This window comes from Anaerohalosphaeraceae bacterium (assembly GCA_037479115.1).
Taxonomy (GTDB): Bacteria; Planctomycetota; Phycisphaerae; order Sedimentisphaerales; family Anaerohalosphaeraceae; genus JAHDQI01.
This window is the reverse complement of record JBBFLK010000005.1, coordinates 145,951-164,594: the sequence shown is the minus strand read 5'-3', so window position 1 is coordinate 164,594 and position 18,644 is coordinate 145,951. Positions and strand designations below refer to the sequence as shown.

The 18,644-nt window shown below is 54.6% G+C and carries 18 protein-coding genes and 1 tRNA gene; 12 read left to right on the top strand and 7 right to left on the bottom strand.

Going from position 1 to position 18,644, the window contains the following annotated elements:
* Window positions 1–189 precede the first annotated feature (189 nt).
* Window positions 190–1,395: a lipid-A-disaccharide synthase gene (gene lpxB / locus WHS88_04210; protein ID MEJ5259376.1), complete on the top strand. Its 1,206-nt coding sequence runs from the start codon at window positions 190–192 to the stop codon at window positions 1,393–1,395.
* Window positions 1,396–1,781: 386 nt separating this feature from the next.
* On the top strand, window positions 1,782–2,561 hold the full coding sequence (locus WHS88_04205; GenBank protein ID MEJ5259375.1) for a FliA/WhiG family RNA polymerase sigma factor: 780 nt from the start codon (window positions 1,782–1,784) through the stop codon (window positions 2,559–2,561).
* A gap of 89 nt (window positions 2,562–2,650) precedes the next feature.
* Here WHS88_04205 and WHS88_04200 read toward each other — a convergent pair whose 3' ends face one another.
* Window positions 2,651–4,015 (bottom strand): Gfo/Idh/MocA family oxidoreductase, encoded by a 1,365-nt coding sequence (locus tag WHS88_04200; protein MEJ5259374.1) that lies wholly within the window; start codon window positions 4,013–4,015, stop codon window positions 2,651–2,653.
* A gap of 145 nt (window positions 4,016–4,160) precedes the next feature.
* Window positions 4,161–4,799 carry a DUF4405 domain-containing protein gene (locus tag WHS88_04195; GenBank protein ID MEJ5259373.1) on the bottom strand — a complete coding sequence of 213 codons (639 nt, stop codon included), beginning with the start codon at window positions 4,797–4,799 and terminating at the stop codon, window positions 4,161–4,163.
* 229 nt (window positions 4,800–5,028) lie between these two features.
* Here WHS88_04195 and purE point away from each other — a divergent pair, with 229 nt between their 5' ends.
* The 10 genes from purE to WHS88_04145 all read left to right on the top strand — a co-directional run bounded on the left by purE (window position 5,029) and on the right by WHS88_04145 (window position 14,486).
* Window positions 5,029–5,523: a 5-(carboxyamino)imidazole ribonucleotide mutase gene (purE, locus tag WHS88_04190; GenBank protein ID MEJ5259372.1), complete on the top strand. Its 495-nt coding sequence runs from the start codon at window positions 5,029–5,031 to the stop codon at window positions 5,521–5,523.
* A complete protein-coding gene (locus WHS88_04185; GenBank protein MEJ5259371.1) occupies window positions 5,520–6,617 on the top strand; it encodes a 5-(carboxyamino)imidazole ribonucleotide synthase in 1,098 nt (365 codons plus the stop codon). Before purE ends, WHS88_04185 begins: the two co-directional genes overlap by 4 nt.
* Window positions 6,618–6,652: 35 nt before the next feature.
* Window positions 6,653–7,522 carry an AmmeMemoRadiSam system protein B gene (gene amrB / locus WHS88_04180; protein MEJ5259370.1) on the top strand — a complete coding sequence of 290 codons (870 nt, stop codon included), beginning with the start codon at window positions 6,653–6,655 and terminating at the stop codon, window positions 7,520–7,522.
* Window positions 7,523–7,806: 284 nt separating this feature from the next.
* Window positions 7,807–8,382, top strand: a complete 576-nt coding sequence (locus WHS88_04175; protein MEJ5259369.1) for a response regulator — start codon at window positions 7,807–7,809, stop codon at window positions 8,380–8,382.
* 24 nt (window positions 8,383–8,406) lie between these two features.
* Window positions 8,407–10,638 (top strand): HDOD domain-containing protein, encoded by a 2,232-nt coding sequence (locus WHS88_04170; protein MEJ5259368.1) that lies wholly within the window; start codon window positions 8,407–8,409, stop codon window positions 10,636–10,638.
* A 242-nt stretch (window positions 10,639–10,880) separates the two neighbouring features.
* Entirely contained in the window at window positions 10,881–11,603 is a 723-nt protein-coding gene (locus WHS88_04165; protein MEJ5259367.1) for a hypothetical protein, read from the top strand.
* Between the two features lie 96 nt (window positions 11,604–11,699).
* Complete coding sequence (locus WHS88_04160; protein MEJ5259366.1) at window positions 11,700–12,161, top strand: YhcH/YjgK/YiaL family protein; 462 nt, start codon at window positions 11,700–11,702, stop codon at window positions 12,159–12,161.
* Between the two features lie 71 nt (window positions 12,162–12,232).
* Window positions 12,233–12,805, top strand: a complete 573-nt coding sequence (gene amrA / locus WHS88_04155) for an AmmeMemoRadiSam system protein A (GenBank protein ID MEJ5259365.1) — start codon at window positions 12,233–12,235, stop codon at window positions 12,803–12,805.
* 5 nt (window positions 12,806–12,810) lie between these two features.
* Window positions 12,811–13,875: a hypothetical protein gene (locus WHS88_04150; GenBank protein ID MEJ5259364.1), complete on the top strand. Its 1,065-nt coding sequence runs from the start codon at window positions 12,811–12,813 to the stop codon at window positions 13,873–13,875.
* On the top strand, window positions 13,872–14,486 hold the full coding sequence (locus WHS88_04145; protein MEJ5259363.1) for a Maf family protein: 615 nt from the start codon (window positions 13,872–13,874) through the stop codon (window positions 14,484–14,486). Before WHS88_04150 ends, WHS88_04145 begins: the two co-directional genes overlap by 4 nt.
* A 49-nt stretch (window positions 14,487–14,535) precedes the next feature.
* Here the strand turns inward: WHS88_04145 and WHS88_04140 are convergent, their stop codons facing one another.
* From WHS88_04140 to WHS88_04120, 5 genes are all read right to left on the bottom strand, one after another.
* Entirely contained in the window at window positions 14,536–14,739 is a 204-nt protein-coding gene (locus WHS88_04140; protein MEJ5259362.1) for a cold-shock protein, read from the bottom strand.
* A gap of 303 nt (window positions 14,740–15,042) precedes the next feature.
* Window positions 15,043–16,389 carry a threonine synthase gene (thrC, locus tag WHS88_04135; GenBank protein ID MEJ5259361.1) on the bottom strand — a complete coding sequence of 449 codons (1,347 nt, stop codon included), beginning with the start codon at window positions 16,387–16,389 and terminating at the stop codon, window positions 15,043–15,045.
* Complete coding sequence (locus WHS88_04130; GenBank protein ID MEJ5259360.1) at window positions 16,386–17,138, bottom strand: HAD family hydrolase; 753 nt, start codon at window positions 17,136–17,138, stop codon at window positions 16,386–16,388. Before WHS88_04130 ends, thrC begins: the two co-directional genes overlap by 4 nt.
* Before the next feature lie 5 nt (window positions 17,139–17,143).
* Complete coding sequence (locus WHS88_04125; protein MEJ5259359.1) at window positions 17,144–18,475, bottom strand: hypothetical protein; 1,332 nt, start codon at window positions 18,473–18,475, stop codon at window positions 17,144–17,146.
* A gap of 69 nt (window positions 18,476–18,544) precedes the next feature.
* A tRNA-Leu gene (locus WHS88_04120) sits at window positions 18,545–18,628 on the bottom strand.
* Window positions 18,629–18,644: the final 16 nt, after the last annotated feature.

Sequence of the window (18,644 nt, the reverse complement as noted above, 5' to 3'; positions counted from 1 at the left end):
CCCCCCGTCTGAACTTGTCAAGAAAAAAGTTCAAAAATTTTAAAAATCAGGGATAATACAGATTTTTATCCGTATTTCTCCTGATTCAATGGTTTCCATAGGAAAACAACTTTGTAAGCCACCCTCTTTTCCAACGGTTTTCTTGCGGGTATAGTATGTGCCTTTAGGAATGGACAGGGAAGGAATTCCATGGGAGCCCCGCAGCCCAAACAGGTGTTTATCAGTGCACTGGAGCCCAGTGCCGATGCCCATTGCGCCCATCTAATTCGGGCTGTCTCCGAACTGACGGCAGGCCCCTCCTCCGACTGGCCCGGCGCCGACAGCCGACATATCCCCTTGCCTGAAAAGCCCGCCGTGCAGTGGGTCGGTCTGGGCGGGCCGAAGACGGCCGCCGCCGGCTGCCGTGTTCTCGAAAATCCCGTCGGCCGGGCGGCCATGCTCTACAATGTCTTGGGGCAGCTCGGGTATTACCGCAATCTCCTGAAAACCGCTGTAGATTATCTAAAACACAATCCGATTGATTTGCTTGTGGTCTGCGATTCGCCGGCCTTTCATTTCCATCTGGCCAAGGCCGCCAAACGTCTCGGCATTCCGGTTCTGTTTTATGTGGCCCCGCAGCTGTGGGCCTGGGCCCCGTGGCGAATCCGCAAACTCCGCCGCTGCTGCGACCGGCTGGCCTGCATCCTGCCTTTTGAAAAGGAGTGGTTCAGCCGCAGGGGGGTCCCGGCTGACTTTGTCGGCAATCCGCTTTTGGATGACCTCCTGTTCAATCCCGACCAGTGCTATAAATCCTATGCGGATTATGACCCGACCGCCCCCAAAATCGCTCTGCTGCCCGGCTCTCGAAACGCCGAAATCCAGTCCCTCTGGCTGCCGATGCAGAAAATTGCCGCTTTGGCTGCGGTGCATCATCCGAATCTGCAATTGTTTGCTGCCGCTTCCGATGAAGACAAACTCGCCTGGCTGAAGGCCCATCAGCTCCCGAATCTGTCCATTCAGTATCAGCTCGGTGAGGTTTTTTCGCTGGCCCGCCGCGCGGATTTAGCCCTCGTGGCCTCCGGTTCCGCCACACTTCAGGTTACCGCCGCCGGCTGTCCGATGATTGTGATGTATCAATCCAATCCGCTCCTGTGGCATCTGCTGGGCCGCTGGCTGGTCCGAACACGCTTTCTGTCGCTGGTCAATATCCTGGCCCGCAAAGAACTGGTTCCGGAGTATATGCCGTATCTGCCCCGCATTTCCGCGATGGCCGCACGCACCTGCGCGATGCTCGATAACAAACTGCTTCTCATTCAGACCAGCACTGCTCTTGTGGAACTGATGCGTCCCTTTGCCGCACGCAAGGCATCCGCCCAAACCGCCGCCATCGTGCTCGAAATGCTCGGCCTTCGCTGAACAATCCGCTCGTCTCTGAGAACCATCCGAGGTTGTCTGACGAAACCCGTTATCCTTTCCGCCTTTTCTTGTCCTCCCCGCCTTTCTTTGTCGTTCCCGCTTCTCCTTGTCTTTCCCGCGCAGGCGGGAATCCATTAGTCCTTCCCCCGCCTCCCTTAGCCCTCTTGCGTTTTCTTTTGTCCTTCCTCGTCTTGTATTCGGATGCTTTGAGCGAAGGAGAAGTGCGGGAAGCCGGTCTTTGGCATTGTTTTGTTTGATGCGTGAAAAAAATTGCAAAACGCGAAAAAATTCTGAAGATTTTTTCCCCCGCGTTCGATAAAGTCCATTTTCGGAGAATGCTCATTTGAACCGATTGAAGACGGCCTTTTGTTGCACGGAGGTAACAAATGGAATCCGGCGGGGATAAACTCAGCCAGCTCTGGCAGCAGTATTTTCAGACACGTGACATCCACACCCGAAATCAAATCTTTATGCATTATCTGCCCGAAATTCGTTATGCAGCCGAGCGGCTGGCAGCCCGTCTACCTCGCTCTGTCCAGATGGATGATTTGCTCAGTGCCGGTGCTGTTGGACTGATTCACGCCATCGAGAGGTTTGACCCTGCCCGCAATGCCAAGTTCGAAACATACTGCACCTTTCGCATTCAAGGGGCGATGCTTGATATGATCCGTAAAAGTGACTTCTTTGGGCGTCTGACTCGCCGAAAGGCCCGACGTTATCACACCGCGCTGCAAAAATTAGAGGCTATATTAGGCAGACCGCCGACGGATGAAGAGTTGGCCGCAGAGTTAAAGATGAATCTGAGCGAGTTTTATGACTATTTAAAGGAAGTCAATACGGCTCATCTCATTTCTCTCAGTCGAGAATTTGCCGGTTCCGACGGACAGTCAGACTTTTCCGAATTAAGCGGCATCACCGACACAAAAAGTCCCGATCCGGTCCTGCAGGCACAGATTCGCGACCTCCGCGAATACCTCAAAAACGGTTTTTCCCGGCTGGAAGGTTCGATTTTGAGTATGTATTATCTGGAAGGATTGACGATGAAAGAAATCGGTGTAGCCCTCGATATCTCCGAATCCCGGGTCTGCCAGATTTATTCCTCTGTTTTCGCCCGCCTTTGTGACCGCCTTCGCCGGAGAAGTTCACTGGAGAAACTTCTGCCGTAGAAAAGAAATAAAACCAAATCCGCTCTCTGTCTGCACACTTTGCGTTTCATAAAAGCGGATTTCTCCCTGTGTACTCGGCAGCCGGTCTGTTATGCCCGCGGACGCACCGCCTGCGGTTTAATGTCTGTCAGTCCCTCAATTCGGACAGGCCGACCGGAGACACAGCTTTTGCGCGCAGCGACTCCAACCAGCATAGAAAGAATCCCGTCTCGGGTGCCCGCCAGCTGATGCAGCGGATCCGGACCTCCGAAATTCCGGAACAGCTGGTCCATCAGCCGACGGTCGCCGCCCCAGTGACCGCCTTCTTCGAAGGGCACTCGAACCACCTGCGGCGCCTTGCCGCGAGGGGTGATAATCCATTCATGATATTGTTTGTCTGCCGGCCAGCCGCCTTCCCGTCCTTCTATCCGGCCCTGTGTCCCGTTGAATGCCAGCCAGAAGCCTTCGTAATCCGTATCGCCTGTCAGAGAAAAATTCACGTAAACGTTGTTGGCATATTTAATAACAGCTGCGTGCTTATCATAAATGTTGATTTCCTTGCGGAAGACGCAGTTGTCGCGGATATACCCGTCATAATGTTCATTGTCGGCATACATACGCTTCAGGTGCGGGTCTTTGAGGATGTCCCAGTAGTGCTCACAGCGGTCCGTATAGTCGCAGTTCCGGCAGTTCTTTCCGCGAAACGGTCCTTTCGACCCGAACCGTTCCAGGTCCGCATACGCGAAGACCTCTACCGGGTCGGAATCCAGCCACCAGTTCAGCAGGTCGAAATGATGAGTTGCCTTGTGAACCCAAAGGGTTCCTCCTTTGTCCGCCTCGCCGTGCCATCGCTGCATATAGCGGCGAAGGTGCGGGAAGTTGATGTTCCAGTGAAAATCCACCGTGGTAATCTCGCCGATGACTTTTTCCATCAGCAGTTCTTTGAGTTTAGCTCGATGCGGGGCATAGCGGTAATTAAGGGTCACAAAAATCTTTTTGCCGTACTGCTTTTCCGCATCCAGAATCATCTGAGCTTTTTGTTCGTCGATGGTAATCGGCTTTTCACAGATAATGTGGCAGCCGTGGCGAAGGCCGGTGAGGATATGGTTGTGGTGTTCATAATCCCAGCTGGTCACAATCAGCCAGTCCGGCTTGACCTGACGGAGCATCTCCTCCAGTGACACAAAGGTCGGGCAGCCGGCCCCGATATACTCGGCGGCATAAGCCAGCCGGCCGGGATTGCTGTCGCAAATGCCGGCCAGCTCGATACTGTCGCTGTATCCGCGAACCAAATCTCGACCGTACATAGCCACTCCGCGAACACCTGTTCCTACGAGGGCAAACCGCGGTTTGGAGGAAGAGCCGACAGAGGCCTGAGCAGGGAACAACGCTGAACCGGCCAGAACTCCGGCAGACAATTTTCCGGCTGTTACCATGAAATCCCGACGCGAGAGATTGAACGACTGATTTTTCATACGGCCTCCGTATTGTACTGTTTTTGAAAACGAATTAGAGCAACTTCTATATTCTCTTCCCGGCGTATATCGTTACCTCTTTTCCGGCGGTGTAGGTCCGGCAGATGTCAGAATACGAATCGGTGCGAAGAGCCGATTTTGTTTGTTAAGGTCTGTTCAGGATTTCCCTCAGCTGGCTCGGATGAACCCCCGCCAGGTCCGCAATCTGCCGCATCGTCATGTCCGACTGGACCGTCAGCCCGCGACTGCGGAGAATCTCAATCGCCTTGGCCGGCTCCAGTCCCTCCTGACGGCAATAGTCCGCCAGCGTCATCTGTCCGATTCCGGGCCGATTTTCCGGTCCACCGCCGCGAGCAACCACATCTGTTCCTGCTGCTTCTCGACTGGGCTGCGTCATCCTCCGCGGCAGTTCCAAAAACGCCGCAAACGGCTTCCATCGATAATACGTTCCTGCAAAAACCAGCGTACTGACGGCCAGCGAGGCCAGCCATTCCAGCCGAAACCGGTAGGTTTTTGACCCGACAATCTTTAAATAGTTCAAAATCGGGCGGATATTCAGAATCAGATGAATAAGCCCTACAATGGTAAAAATCAGACAAAACCAGATATGCTGTTCTGCCCACTGACGCCGGCTCAGCCCCCAGAACACCCATCCCCGTCCGGCGCCGCGTCCGGAAGGGGCCAAAAACAGGGCTGCACCGCTGATAACCGCCATGGCAAAGCAGATTGCCGTCAAGAGGGAAATGAAGGCGCGGAATTGGAAGTATTTTTTCTTGTTTTCCATAAGCGGCTCCTGCAGGAAAGCCCATCGGATTTAACTTTCCGAAAATATTCTACAAGGGGAGATGGAAAAGAGCAAGAGAAAGTCCTGGATTCTGAAGATTCGACCTCCGCAATCCGGCTGTTTGCTCGGCTTCGAGGAATGGAATTTGCTTGACCGGGAAAGTCTGTTTTTGGCACAATAAGGCCTTCCTGAAAAGAACGTAGGGTTTGCCGGAAAGGAAGTCAAATCTATGAAACCGCTGGTCGGAATTATCATGGGGTCATCGTCGGACTGGGAAACGATGCAGAAGGCCGCCGAAACACTCGACACATTGGCGATCCCCTATGAAGTGGAAGTCGTTTCAGCCCATCGAACCCCGGATAAGTTGTTTCAATATGCCTCCAGTGCGGCCGAAAGGGGGTTGGAGGTCATTATCGCCGGGGCGGGAGGGGCAGCGCATTTGCCGGGCATGACGGCCTCCAAAACGACGCTTCCGGTTTTGGGGGTTCCTATCCAATCTAAGGCTCTTCAGGGGCTCGATTCGCTGCTTTCGATTGTCCAGATGCCCGCCGGGATACCTGTCGGTACGTTGGCAATCGGACAGGCCGGGGCCGTCAATGCGGCTCTTCTGGCGGCGTCCGTACTGGCTCTGAAATATCCTCAGTTCAGGCAAACCCTCGAAGAATATCGCCGAAATCAGACCGAAACGGTGCTTCGGAATCCGGACCCGAGGAGGGCCAAATGATTGTCGGTGTGCTCGGAGGCGGACAGCTGGCCAGAATGTTGGCCCTGTCGGGGGTGCCTTTGGGGCTTGATTTTCAGTTTTTAGACCCGGCCCCCGACGCCTGTGCGTTCTCATTGGGAAAACCGCTCATCGGCGGCTACGGTGATACAGCGCTGCTGGAAAAAATGGCCGCAGAAGTACAGGCCGCAACCTATGAATTTGAAAACGTTTCGCTTCAGGCCGTCCGTTTTTTGGCCCAGCGGATTCCTCTGCATCCAACGCCGGATATCCTCGAAATCAAGCAGGACAGACTTCTGGAGCGGCGGCTTTTTCAGGAGTTGAAAATTCCAACACCGGATTTTCTGGCTGTGCAGACGGAACAGGACCTGGAGCGGGCGGCGGAACAGTTCGGGTTTCCGTTCGTGCTCAAAACCCGCTCTCTCGGTTATGACGGCAAAGGGGTATGGGTGCTTCAGGACAAAGACGGTCTGAAAAATCTGCCGGAGCGGTTTGTCTCTTCACCGGTCCTGGCCGAGCAGTTTATTCCGTTTGAGCGGGAAGTCTCGATGATAGCCGCCCGAAATCCGGAAGGCCAAATCGTGTATTATCCCCTCGTGGAAAACACGCACAAGCAGGGAATCTTAATTCAATCGATTGTCAGACCGAATGACCCCGTCGCCTCAACGGCCGAGACGTATTTGCAGCGGATTCTGACGCACTTCCGCTATATCGGGGTTTTGGCGGTCGAGTTTTTCCAGGTTCAGGGCCGCCTGATTGCCAATGAGATGGCCCCGCGGGTCCACAATACGGGACACTGGACCATTGAAGGGGCACCGACCAGTCAGTTTGAAAATCATCTTCGGGCCCTCCTCGGATTTCCGCTGGGCATAACGGCGTCTTCGGCCCCGACAGCGATGCTTAACTGTATCGGCAATCTTCCGGACAGAAGGGCTGTTCTGGAAATTCCCGATGCCCATTTCCATATGTACGGCAAAAAACCACGCCCCGGCAGAAAAGTCGGGCATATTACCCTTCGTGCCGAAGACGAAAGACGCCTCGGCGAGAAAATCAGAAAAGTCCGACAGCTGCTGGCGGATAGTTCCGCTTTTGTATAAAATAGAAAAGGTCTGCCAGACGAAGGATAAAGATCATGATTCGAAAACCCGCTGTTGCCGGACAGTTCTACTCTGCAAGCCGCTCCGGCTGTCTGAGCGAAATCGAAGATTGTCTTCCAAGAACCTCTTTTTCCGTCGAATTGCCCAACCCCATTGTGGCCGGCATTGTTCCGCATGCCGGCTGGGTCTTCAGCGGCGATTTGGCGGCGATGGTTTTTCAGGCCGTCCGTCAGGTCAACGGTACGGTGGATACGTTTGTCCTCTTTGGGGCCTCGCATCGATACGGCAGCGGAGTGCCGGCTGTCTATGACAAAGGGGCCTGGGAGACTCCTTTGGGACTGGCCCATATTGATGAAGACCTGGCTGCAAAAGTTGTTGCGCTCGGCGCTTCCGCCAAGCCTGCTGCACATTTGGGCGAACACAGCATTGAAGTCCAGATTCCCTTTATTCAATATCTGTTTCCGGAGGCTCAAATCGTTCCGATTCTCATGCCCTTATCCGGATTTGAAGTCCAGTTTGGACAAGAGGTTGGGCGTCTTTTAAACTCGATTCGGGACAAAAAAACAGTCTGCATTGCCTCCACAGACCTGACCCACTATGGTCCGCGGTACGGTTTTTGTCCGCAGGGTATCGGTTCAGAAGCAATCGAATGGGCACACCGCGTTAATGACGGTCAGTTTATAAACCTGGCCCTTCAGATGAAGGCTGACCAAATTGTTTCGAATGCCTGCGAAAATCAGAATGCCTGCGGGCCGGCGGCCGCGGCTGCCCTGGTTGCCGCCGCCCGGGCCAGAGGGGCATCCAAAGGCGTACTTCTGGCCCACACCAACAGCCGCGATGTGATGCTTCAGAAGTTTCGCCAGCGCAGCGAAGAGTCCGTCGGTTATGCGGCTATTGTGTTCTAATCCCCACTTGTCGTGAGGCAGGGCCGGCCCAGGTAAGGTTCTTTTGTTCGAGTTGCGGAGATTTTTGTTCTGCTTCTCGTTTCAAATCAATAGAAACAATAAGATGTCCATTATCTCTTATTTTCTTCCCTGAAAGTCCTCAAAAAATACCGCTTTCAGTGCTAATCCAAAGGGTTTTTATTTATTTTTTTAATCCTTGACACTCCTGATTACCGATGGATAATTTAGACAATCTGCCGAAGTTGGTTAAACCAAGGAAGGCTTTTTTTGATGAGGGAACAAAAATGGATAAAATGAAGGAACTATTCACAACGGGGGAAGCCGCCGACATTTGCAAAGTCAGCCAGCAGACCATTATTCGGTGTTTTGATTCCGGTCGTCTGGAAGGGTTTCGCGTACCGGGGTCTCGGTTTCGAAGAATCCCGAGGGAATCCCTTATCAAATTTATGAAAGACAACAATATCCCTCTGGATAATCTCCTCAGCGGCGGCAAAATCAAGGTGCTGATTGTCGATGATGATGACGAAATCATCGAATTGATGGTGGATGTCCTCAGCCGGGACGGCCGGTTTGAGATTCGCACGGCCTCCAGCGGGTACGATGCCGGCATCCAGACCCAGCAGTTCCTTCCGGATGTCATCCTGCTGGATTATATGCTGCCCGATGTGAACGGGAATATTGTCTGCCGCACCATCAAGAGCAATCCAAACTTTTCCCATATTCACATTATTATCGTCAGCGGTGTCGTAAACCGGGAGGAAATTGACGACCTCCTGGCTGCCGGGGCCTCGGAGTTTATCGCCAAACCGTTTAATATCGCGGAAATTACAGAAAAAATCGCTCGACTGGCTCGAACGTAATTTCTCCAGGAGCAACGTCTCGGAATGTCAACTTCCGCCAACAAACTTGCTGCCGCCCGACAGGTCGAGATGATTATCCGTCAGCTGGATACGCTCTCGACGTTTCCGCAGGTGGCCGGCAATGCCCTCCGTCTTCTTACAGACCGTCAGCCTCCGGAGACATCTGACCTCATTGAAATGCTTAAGGCCGACCCGGCTCTGTCCGCCAGAATCCTTTCGATTGCCTGCCGACAGTTCGGTTCCGCTTCGGACAAACCCTTGTCCATTGAGGAGGCCGCTGCGGCGCTGACGCCGGAGCAGCTGCGCAATGCTGTTTTATCCGTGCGGGTTTTTCAGGCTTTTGAAATGCCCGCCGCCGAACAGGAAGAGTACGACTTCCGACGGCAGCTGGCTCTGCATGCACTGGCGACGGCCTACGCCGCAGACCGCCTGCAGGACATCCTGCCGGATTCGCTGAGAACGATCGCTTTTTCCGCCGGACTTCTTCACGACCTCGGCAAGCTGGCCCTTCTGGAAGTGATGCCCAGAAGTTTCCTCCAGATGGTCAAACAGGCTCAGCTGGAAGGGGTATCCCTTACAGCCATTGAACAGCATCATCTGGGGCTTGACCATACAACCGTCGGGAAACGTCTGGCCGAAAAGTGGAGCCTTCCCAGACCCATCCAAACCGCTGTTTGGCTTCATCACAGCGATACCGAAGCGGTGGCGGCCCATATTCCTTTTGTCGAACTGGCACGCGTGGTTCATCTGGCGGACTGTCTGGCCCGAAAGGCCGAAATCGGCGCTTCCGGTTCGTTTGATTCCGTGGAGGAATCTCTTCTGGCGGCCTCGCGGATGGGCATCAGCCCTGACCTGACGGCGCAATTGCTTAGCGAATTGCCTGACTGGGTGCAGAATCAAAGCCGGCGGCTCGGACTTCAGACGCCGGCGGCGGCTCATCATTACTACGGCGCCATTCAGCAGACGGCGGCGGAACTGGCCCGGCACAATCTCGATTTGGAACAGACCAGCCGTCAGTTTCAAATCAAAAGCCGTCAGGTCGAACTGCTGGACAATTTTCTGGGACGAATCAAGCCGCAGGACACCCTCGAAACCCTGGCCTTCCACCTGGCCCAGGTCCTGGCCGCTTTGACCGAGGGGGCTGTTTCTGTTCTCCTGCAGACGGACCTGGGGGAATCCTCTGTCTCGTGTTTTACTGTGGACAGGCAGGGAAAGCAGTATTCAGCTCTGCTTCAGCTGCCTGCCGGACAAAGCGTTGCGGCCCGTCTGGATAAAGAAGATTTTTCCGTGCGTGTCATTGATGCAGGACTGGATTGGTTTTTTGACAAGTTTTCTGAACGTCTTAATCCGGCCGTCTGTTATACCGCTGCTCTGTCTGTGCCCGGTTTCCGGCTCGGCAGGATTGTGTTCGAATGTCTCGATGCCCAGCGTCTCGAGATGCTGGCAGAAATCATCGGACCGCTCTGTCAGGCCGCCGCCTCCGTTCTCCAGACCGCCGATGTGGCCCGCAGACATCTTGAACTGTCCGAGCGGCTGGCCGAAGTCCTCGGCAATCTCAAAATGGCACGCCGGCAGTTTGCCCAGATGGAGGTCCTTCACGGAATTGCCGAAATGGCCGCCGGTGCCGCCCATGAACTGAACAATCCGCTGTCGGTGATTTCCGGACGCGCCCAGCTGCTGGCGGCCTCCGAATCGGACCCGCAGCGGCAGCAGGAGCTGCGGGTCATTCAGGAACGAACCGAAGAGATGGCGCAAATCCTGAGAGATTTGATGTCTTATGCGCGGCCCGCCCAGCCCCAGAAGCATATCCACTCGGTCATGGATTTGGTGCAGGAAGCCATCCGCCGAACCTGCCGGATTCATAATCTGCCTCAAATGGCGGTGCGGCTGGAAGGAATCGATTCTCTGGCGGATGTCTATGTGGATTTCGAACAAATCGTCGAGGTTTTGACGCATATCCTGCTGAACTGTCTCCAGTCTTACCCCGGCGAGAACGGACCTGTGCGGATTTCGAAGACTCCTTTGCAGCCCCCGAGTGGAGCGGCATTCAGCATCTCCGACCAGGGCTGCGGGATGGACCCCAAAACGCTGGCCAACGCCTTCAAACCCTTCTTTTCGGCCCGTCCGGCAGGGCGCCGTCGCGGAATGGGGTTGGCTCGAGCCCAGCGTCTCCTTCAAATCAACGACGGCTCCATGATGATCACCTCTCGAGTCGGCAAAGGCACAACTGTAACCATTACGCTGCCCGGAACCTGAGCCGTTATTCAAGCCTGGGTAAAACTTTCAATTTTTCCACGACCGTCTTCTCTATCTTAACATATTTATAAGTCTTTTTTTTTCAAGGTCCTATGAATTAAAAGAAAGACAAAACGGGCCTTTTGAGGTTTTTTCTTCTTGCTTTATTCCTTTAAAATTGATAAAGTTATCGTATTAGACAATGGGGCGGAGGAAGAGACTGTCAATCCCATTGGGATAACGACTGACGGGAATTAGGATAGATGTCTTATTTTAAGACAAAAAAAGTCTCTTTCTTTGGCCTGCTTGCCTTCCTGCTTGCAAGCCCACTGACCTTATCCGGAGTCCTGGAGCCCTCCTGGCGGGGGAGTGAAAAGACTGTTTATGCGGAGTGGAACTCCTGGAATGCCCGTATTTTTCCGTCCGGGGATTGGTATTTCAACGCGGATCAAACCTCTTTCGGCGCCGGTGCCAGAAAATCCATTCCCATTCAGGCCGTACAGGAAGGATATTATTTGGGGGCGGCGGCTCAGGTTTTCGACGAATACCTCGGACGGCGGCATGTTCTGAAGGTCAATACGGAAGGATTGTATGTTACGCTGCCCAACTTTCTGGACGGCGAACAACATACCTTAGTCCGTTTTGAAATTTCCTACATTGATATATCCGCTTCCTTTGCGGGGTTTCGGGTTACGGCGATGACGGATGCGGGCGTCCTGCCGGGTTATCAAGATGCCCTCATAAAACCGCAGCCGCTGACGAGTGTCCGGGAGGGGCCCTGGCTGACGGAAGTGTATGAGTTTGTCATCAAGCCCAGCCCGCAATGGGAAACCTTTTACCTGCTGTTCAGCCATTATCCGGATTACCCGCATCTGCTCGATGCGCCCTTTATCGATTATTTAAGCTTCGATACAATTTGCATTCCGGAACCCTCCGGTCTGCTCCTGCTGACGGCCTCTTTCCTGCTGACCCGCACGCGGCGGTAAGTTTTTGGAAATCTTTCCTTCCTCGTTGCTTTTCTTTTTTGTTTGGGGGATATTGTCCCAATAAAGCTCCTTTATGATGTGGAAAGGAAGCCGGTTATGATAATCGATACGCTTGACCATGCTTTCTTGTACAAAAATATCGAACCGCAAATAGCCGCCGGGCTGGCTTTGCTGGAGGAAGACTATGTCCGCACAGCTGCGGAAGGCCGCTATGAAGTGCAGGGGGAAGATTTGTTTTTTATTGTTCAGGAATACGCAACAGCACCCTTCGAACAGGGTCGTCTCGAAATCCACCAAAAGTATCTGGATATCCAATTCATCGCCTCCGGCCGCGAATGCATCGGCTATGCACCCCTCGAAGGTCTTGCTGAACTGGAATCCTATTCAGACTCCAAAGATATTGCCTTTTACAGCTCAAACAGACCGGTCAGCCGGCTGGTTCTGGAAACCGGGATGTTTGCCGTCTTTTTCCCGCAGGAACCCCACATGCCCGGCCGTCAGGTGTCTGACAAGCCGGAACCGGTCAAAAAAATTGTGATTAAAATTCGGATGGAATAGCCCTTTGGATGGGGCGGTTTTGTCCGGACGGATGCTTGCTGAAATCGTCCGGATACGGTAGGATGGGGCCTATGAACCAAACCCAGCGCAATCTGCTGCTGAAAGTGGCCAAAGATGCCGTACGGGCGGCTGTGAAGGGCCTGCCCAGGCCGCCGCTGCCGAAAGTCGATGACCCTGAACTGATAGAGCCGCGCGGCTGTTTTGTGACCCTCAAAAACGGTGAGGAACTCCGCGGCTGCATTGGGCAGTTTGAAGCCGACCGTCCCCTTATCGAGATGGTCAGCCGGATGGCTGTCTCCTCCGCCAGGCACGACCCTCGTTTTGCGGGCGATCGGATTACTCCCGCCGAGCTGACGCAGCTGCACATTGAGATTTCTGTTTTGTCGCCGATGGTTCAGACCGATGACCCCCTGAAGCTCGAACTGGGCGTCCACGGCATCTATATCACGGATGGTTTTCGGTCCGGCTGTTTCCTGCCGCAGGTGGCGACGGAGACCGGCTGGTCCAAAGAAGAGTTCCTGGATTTCTGCTGCACACACAAGGCGGGCCTTCCTCCGCGGGCCTGGCAGAAAGACCCTTCTGTTCGCGTGTATTTGTTCACCGCCGAGGTTTTTGGGGCTGATTGGACCCAAATTGAGGATTGAGTGGGATGACCTGCCGGGGATGGATTCTTTTCTTTCTGCTGACACCGGGCCTCTGGCTGGGTACGGGCTGCCGTTCGACCTCTTCCCCGGTTCCGGCCGTGCAGAATTCTTTGTCTTCTCCGGAAGGACTGGCGGACTATCTCCGCGATTTGCCCGCCGTTCAGCGGGTGCAAATCTGGGACAATCCGTACGGCCCGGGCCTTCAAATCCTCACCCGTCATTACGAAATCTATACCACGCTTGATGACCCGCTGATGCTTCGGCAGGTTCCCTCCTTTGTCGAAAGTGTTTATGCGGAATATCAGGCCCAGCTGCCGGACCCCGTCAGCACCGACCGCCGGTTTGTCATTTATTTGTTCGCTCAGCGTTCCCAGTGGGAGCAGTTTACCCGGGACTTCACCGGCCCGAATGCGGACATCTACCTGCGCATTCGGAAGGGGGCCTATGCCGTCAACGATGTCTGCGTGGCTTACCACATCGGGCGCTCCCAGACGTTCTCTGTTATCGGCCATGAGGGCTGGCATCAATTCAACAGCCGCTTTTTTGCGTACCGGCTGCCCAGTTGGCTCGATGAAGGGGTGGCGACGCTTTTTGAAACCTGTCAGTACCGGCAGGGTCGATTTGTCTTCGAACCCCAGCGCAACCTTCACCGTCTCGGGGCACTCAAAGAAACGCTGCTGACCGGACGGATGATTCCGCTCGAGGAGCTGCTGGTTCTCAATCCCGGTCAGGTCCTCGGCGACAACGGCGGGCCGGATGAACGGGTCACGGCCTTTTACGCCCAGACCTACGCCCTCGTGCGGTTTTTGCGGGAGGAGTTTTACGGCTATTACCTTCGCAAATATCATACTCTGATGGCCGCCGGCCTTCGCGGGAACTGGCCGCTCGACGAGCTGGAGGCCCGCATTGCTTCCGACCGCAATCTGCCGCTGACGGTTGCCTGGAATCAGCGGGTTTCCCCGCGGCTGTTCTCACTCTATATCGATTCTGACCTGAAGAAAATCGAAAAGGAATATCGGGCCTTTTGCGAAAAAATCACCTATCCGATTCGACTCCAGTATTCCCCATGAAACCGAACGGCAGCTTCATTCTTGCCTCCGCCTCTCCGCGGCGGAAACTTCTTCTCCAGCAGGCCGGATACCGCTTTGAGGTCATCCCCTCGCAGGTGGATGAATCCAAAGTGGACATCTGCGGATTGACGTGTGAGCAGGCGGCCGCTCGTCTGGCGCTGGCCAAGGCGCAGGATGTGGCTGCCTCGTATCCTGATTGTCTCGTGCTGGCCGCCGACACGGTGGTTGATTCCGATGGTACCCTCATCGGCAAACCTGCCGATGTCGCTGAAGCCGAAGCAATTCTTCGTCGGCTGTTCCGCAAACCGCACCGGGTCATCACCGGAATCGCGCTGGTCCGGAAGTCACGAAATTTGGAGATATGCGAATCCTGCATTACCTGGGTGTATCCGAAAACAATCACAGAGGAGCAGTTGGCGGCCTATCTAGCCTCCGGCGACTGGCAGGGCAAGGCCGGCGCCTACGGCATCCAGGAAATTAACGACGCTTTTGTTGAACGCATCGACGGTTCCTTTTCCAACGTTGTCGGCCTGCCGATGGAGCGGGTTGAACCTCTTTTGAGGCAATGGGGGGCTTTTCCTGCAGCGGGAGGGAACGAGAAGAGCGCATAAAAAAAGCCCCGCAGGTCGCGGGGCTTTTGCAGGTCGTCGAAAACGAAAACTAACAAGGTTTTACGTTCATCGCACAGGGGCCTTTCTTGCCCTGGCCGACTTCAAACTGCACCGACTGGCCCTCATGCAGAGAGGCGTAGCCGCCGGTTTTGACCTCGGAATGATGGACGAACAAATCCTTGCCGCCGTCCGAGGGGGTGATGAAACCGTAACCCTTGCTGTCATTGAACCATTTCACTGTACCTGTACTCATTTTTTTACTCCCGGGTTTACAACGAAACCCTGCAATATCTCTCTAACATTCAATTGGAGGGGAAATATTCCAGAGAGATGGTTAAGAATACTGCCCTTTACATTTAACTGTCATTACCACATTATACGAAATATCGGCCTGTTGGACCAAAGAAATCATGAAAAAAAAGAAAAATAGTTTCTCAAATACACCGCTGCTTACTCTAACTGCTTTCTCTGGTTCATGTTAACACGGAATGCTTCGGTCCATTTTTTTTCACTTTTTCCCCTTTTTTTGTCCCGCCGCTCGGACAAATGAAGACCGCTACGCCTTCATCAGCGCGATAATCTTCTCCAAATCGTTTGGCACCTGGACCGGCGGATTGCTGAACGGCCGTTTCATCTGGCTGTGATAATTCACCGTTGCATTCGGGTCCTTGAGCAGATGTCCCGTCAGCACGCACACCACGCGTTCATCCCGTCCGATGGTGCCGTCGGCCAACAGATGCTTCAGGCCCGCTACCGTCGCCGCGGATGCCGGCTCGCATCCCAGCCCGTATTTGCCGATTTGGGCCTTGGCATCCAGAATCTCCTCATCCGAAACCGTCCGCACGACCCCATTGCACACATCCAGGGCCCGAATGCACTTTTTCAGGTTCACCGGACGAGAGATTTCGATGGCCGAAGCAATGGTATTCGGCCGGTACTGTTTGGCATCCAGTTCCGAATAATAATCCGCAATCAATTCCTGATCCACATGGCCGTTGTTCCAGCGAAGCCCGCGCTGATTATACAGTTCGCTCAGCGTATCCGCTCCGGATGCATTAATCACCGCCAGCCGCGGAATCCGTTGAATCAGCCCCAATTCCTTCAATTCCGCAAACGCCTTTCCGAAGGAGCTCGAATTGCCCAGATTGCCCCCGGGCACCACAATCCAGTCCGGCACCTCCCAGCCCATCTGCTCCAGAATCCGGTACATAATCGTCTTCTGGCCCTCCAGCCGGAACGGGTTGAGCGAATTGACCAGATAAATCTTCAGCTGCCGGCAAACCTCCTGCACCTGCCGCATGCAGTCGTCAAAGTCCCCGGCAATCTGCAGCGTATAAGCCCCGTAATCCATCGCCTGGCTGAGTTTTCCGAAGGCAATTTTTCCCTCGCCGATGAACACCGTCGCCTTCAGACCGCAGCTGTGAGAATACAGGGCCATCGAAGCCGACGTATTGCCCGTGGAAGCACACGCACTGGCGGTCGCACCGACCATCCGAGCATGGCTGTAGGCCGCCGCCATTCCGTTGTCCTTAAACGACCCGGACGGATTGAGCCCTTCGTATTGCAGATACAGAACATCCGGCCGCATCCCTAACTCCGCCGCCAAACCGCAGCATTGCTGAAGAACCGTCTGGCCCTCACCGATGGTCACGCGGTATTTTTCCTCACAGAACGGCAGCAGCTCTCCAAACCGCCACACCCCCGAGAAGTTCAGCGGATTTTGCCGGTCGGCCCATTTTTGGGAAAAATCGCTGAGTTTTTTCGGCACCGGCAGCTTGTCCCACCGATAACAGACATCCAGCAGGTCGCCGCACCGGGGACATTCAAACAAAATCTCCATCCGGTCAAATTCCGTCCCGCAGCGGGGATTGATGCATTTTTGATATGCCTGGGCTTGCCTCACAGTTTATCCTCGTTCAGTCGTTTGATTAACTCCGGCAGTTCCGACAGATATTGTATCCGAAAAACGCCTTCCGGCACTCTTTTTTTTCGGTTTGTGTAGGCGTCTTTCAGGACGGGAATCATCCCCGCCCGCAGGGCCCCCCGCACATCCTTGTCCATCCGGTCCCCGACAAAGACGGTTCGGTTTGCTTCCGCCTGCAGGCGTCGGGCGGCTTCCAGGAATATCCGCGGGTCCGGTTTGCGGAAGGAGAACTGGTAGGAATACAGACGAAGGTCGAAAAAGTCCAGCAGCCCAACCTGCCGCAAATGGCGGTCCAGGGTGCTGCCGTGCACGAACGTATTGGACAAAATCCCCAGCCGAAGTCCCATGTCCCGCAGGGTCTGAAGGGTCGAGTGCGTCTGCGGCTCAATCTGTCCTTTTTCCGCCAGCGGACGATACCACTGCCAGTTCAGCTCCTCCCATTCCTCCTCCGTAAGCGTAAAGCCCTTTTTCCGCCCGTACTCTTTCAGGAGGGAAAGGGAATCAAAGTCAGTTCCGGTCAGGAACGAATACAGCAGGTGCAGACGAATGCCCAGAAGGTTCCAAAGCCGATAGATGCCGAAACGGCCGACCGGCTGGCCCCGCTGCTTCAGATACTCATACGAAAAGCGGGACGCCTGCTCAAAAAGCCTGCCGGTCTCCAGACGCCCGAACAGCAGCAGCGTCTCGCCCAAATCAAACAAAATCGCCTGAACCGCTCGTCCCGCCAAACCCCTCACCTCTCCGGCGGCAGCTGATTGCCGAACACCTGACGAACCCACGCCTCCATCTCTTCGTCCGAAATCGCAGACATCCGGTCTGCACTGTATTCTTCGTCGATTTTGTTCTTAATCGCCGTTACACGCGGGTCATGCTTGGGAATGTCAATCTGATAGCGAGACTCAATCCAGTGCTTAATGCCCGCGGCTCCCGATTTGTCCGTAATCGCCACACCTACCGGACGCTTGAGCAGTTTGAGCGTGTCGAAGCAGTTATAGATTTCCTCATTCTTCAAGAGGCCGTCTGCGTGAATCCCCGCCCGCGTTACGTTGAAATCGCGTCCCACCAGCGGATAATTGGCCGGCAGATGGAATCCGAGTTCCTTTTGGGCGTACTGGGCCAGTTCGGTGATGGCGGCATAGTTGATTTTCGGATTTGTGCCCGCCAGCTGCGCATGCTCAATCACCAGTGCCTCCAGCGGCGGGTTGCCCGTCCGCTCCCCTACGCCGAAAATCGCGCAGTTGGCGGCACTGCACCCGTACAGCCAGGCCGTCGCTGCATTGATTTCCACCTTGTGGAAGTCGTTGTGTCCATGCCATTCGAGCCAGGCCGACGGCACCCCCAGCCGGCGCAGTCCCGCCACCAGTTTCGGCAGCGAACGCGGCAGCTTTGCATTCGGATAGGGCACCGCAAACCCCAGCGTATCACACAGACGCATCTTTACGGGGCAGTTGTACTGCTGCGAAAGTTTCAGCAGTTCCGCCGCAAACGGCAGGACAAACCCGTCAAAATCCGCCCGGGTGATGTCCTCAAAGTGACACCGCGGCAGAATCCCGTTGTCCAGCGCCGCCTTTACAATGTCCAGATAGGCCTGCATTGCCTGCGAACGCGTCATCTTCAGCTTCAGAAAGATGTGATAATCGCTGGCGCTGGTTAAAATTCCGGTCTCTTTGAGACCCAGCTGGGTGACATACTTAAAGTCCGCTGCGGTGGCCCGAATCCAGCCGGTCACCTCCGGATAGCGATATCCCTTTTCCTGACAGAGCTGCACCGCCTTGCGGTCCCGGTCTGAGTACAGGAAAAACTCACACTGCCGAATCAGCCCTGTTTCTCCGTTGATTTGATGAAAAAACTCATAAATTCGGGCGATTTGTTCCGGCGAATAGGGAGCGCGGGCCTGCTGGCCGTCCCGGAAGGTCGTATCCGTAATCCAGAAGTCCTCCGGAATCTCCATCGGGACAGTGGCTTCTTCGAACTCCAGTTTCGGAAACTCTGTATAAGGAAAAAATTCCCGATACAGGTTTGGCCGCTCCACGTCCTGCAATTGAATTTTCTTTGTTTCCGCCATGTTCATTTCTCCCGATGGGTTAGGGTTTCACTTACGCCTCGGCCGTCGGCAGACCTTCCACGGCCGCAGTGGCCGAGATGGGAGTCGAACCCATACGCCCAAAACGGGCAGGGGATTTTAAGTCCCCAGCGTCTGCCTTTCCGCCACTCGGCCTGTTCCTACGAATTCC

Bases quoted from the DNA above. Each gene is read 5' to 3' on its own strand.
- WHS88_04170 (MEJ5259368.1), top strand. From the start codon at position 8,407: ATGTCAACTTCCGCCAACAAACTTGCTGCCGCCCGACAGGTCGAGATG.
- purE (MEJ5259372.1), top strand. From the start codon at position 5,029: ATGAAACCGCTGGTCGGAATTATCATGGGGTCATCGTCGGACTGGGAA.
- WHS88_04195 (MEJ5259373.1), bottom strand. From the start codon at position 4,799: ATGGAAAACAAGAAAAAATACTTCCAATTCCGCGCCTTCATTTCCCTC.
- WHS88_04150 (MEJ5259364.1), top strand. From the start codon at position 12,811: ATGACCTGCCGGGGATGGATTCTTTTCTTTCTGCTGACACCGGGCCTC.
- WHS88_04140 (MEJ5259362.1), bottom strand. From the start codon at position 14,739: ATGAGTACAGGTACAGTGAAATGGTTCAATGACAGCAAGGGTTACGGT.
- amrB (MEJ5259370.1), top strand. From the start codon at position 6,653: ATGATTCGAAAACCCGCTGTTGCCGGACAGTTCTACTCTGCAAGCCGC.
- WHS88_04125 (MEJ5259359.1), bottom strand. From the start codon at position 18,475: ATGGCGGAAACAAAGAAAATTCAATTGCAGGACGTGGAGCGGCCAAAC.
- WHS88_04200 (MEJ5259374.1), bottom strand. From the start codon at position 4,015: ATGAAAAATCAGTCGTTCAATCTCTCGCGTCGGGATTTCATGGTAACA.
- WHS88_04185 (MEJ5259371.1), top strand. From the start codon at position 5,520: ATGATTGTCGGTGTGCTCGGAGGCGGACAGCTGGCCAGAATGTTGGCC.
- WHS88_04165 (MEJ5259367.1), top strand. From the start codon at position 10,881: ATGTCTTATTTTAAGACAAAAAAAGTCTCTTTCTTTGGCCTGCTTGCC.
- WHS88_04205 (MEJ5259375.1), top strand. From the start codon at position 1,782: ATGGAATCCGGCGGGGATAAACTCAGCCAGCTCTGGCAGCAGTATTTT.
- lpxB (MEJ5259376.1), top strand. From the start codon at position 190: ATGGGAGCCCCGCAGCCCAAACAGGTGTTTATCAGTGCACTGGAGCCC.
- WHS88_04175 (MEJ5259369.1), top strand. From the start codon at position 7,807: ATGGATAAAATGAAGGAACTATTCACAACGGGGGAAGCCGCCGACATT.
- amrA (MEJ5259365.1), top strand. From the start codon at position 12,233: ATGAACCAAACCCAGCGCAATCTGCTGCTGAAAGTGGCCAAAGATGCC.
- WHS88_04145 (MEJ5259363.1), top strand. From the start codon at position 13,872: ATGAAACCGAACGGCAGCTTCATTCTTGCCTCCGCCTCTCCGCGGCGG.
- WHS88_04160 (MEJ5259366.1), top strand. From the start codon at position 11,700: ATGATAATCGATACGCTTGACCATGCTTTCTTGTACAAAAATATCGAA.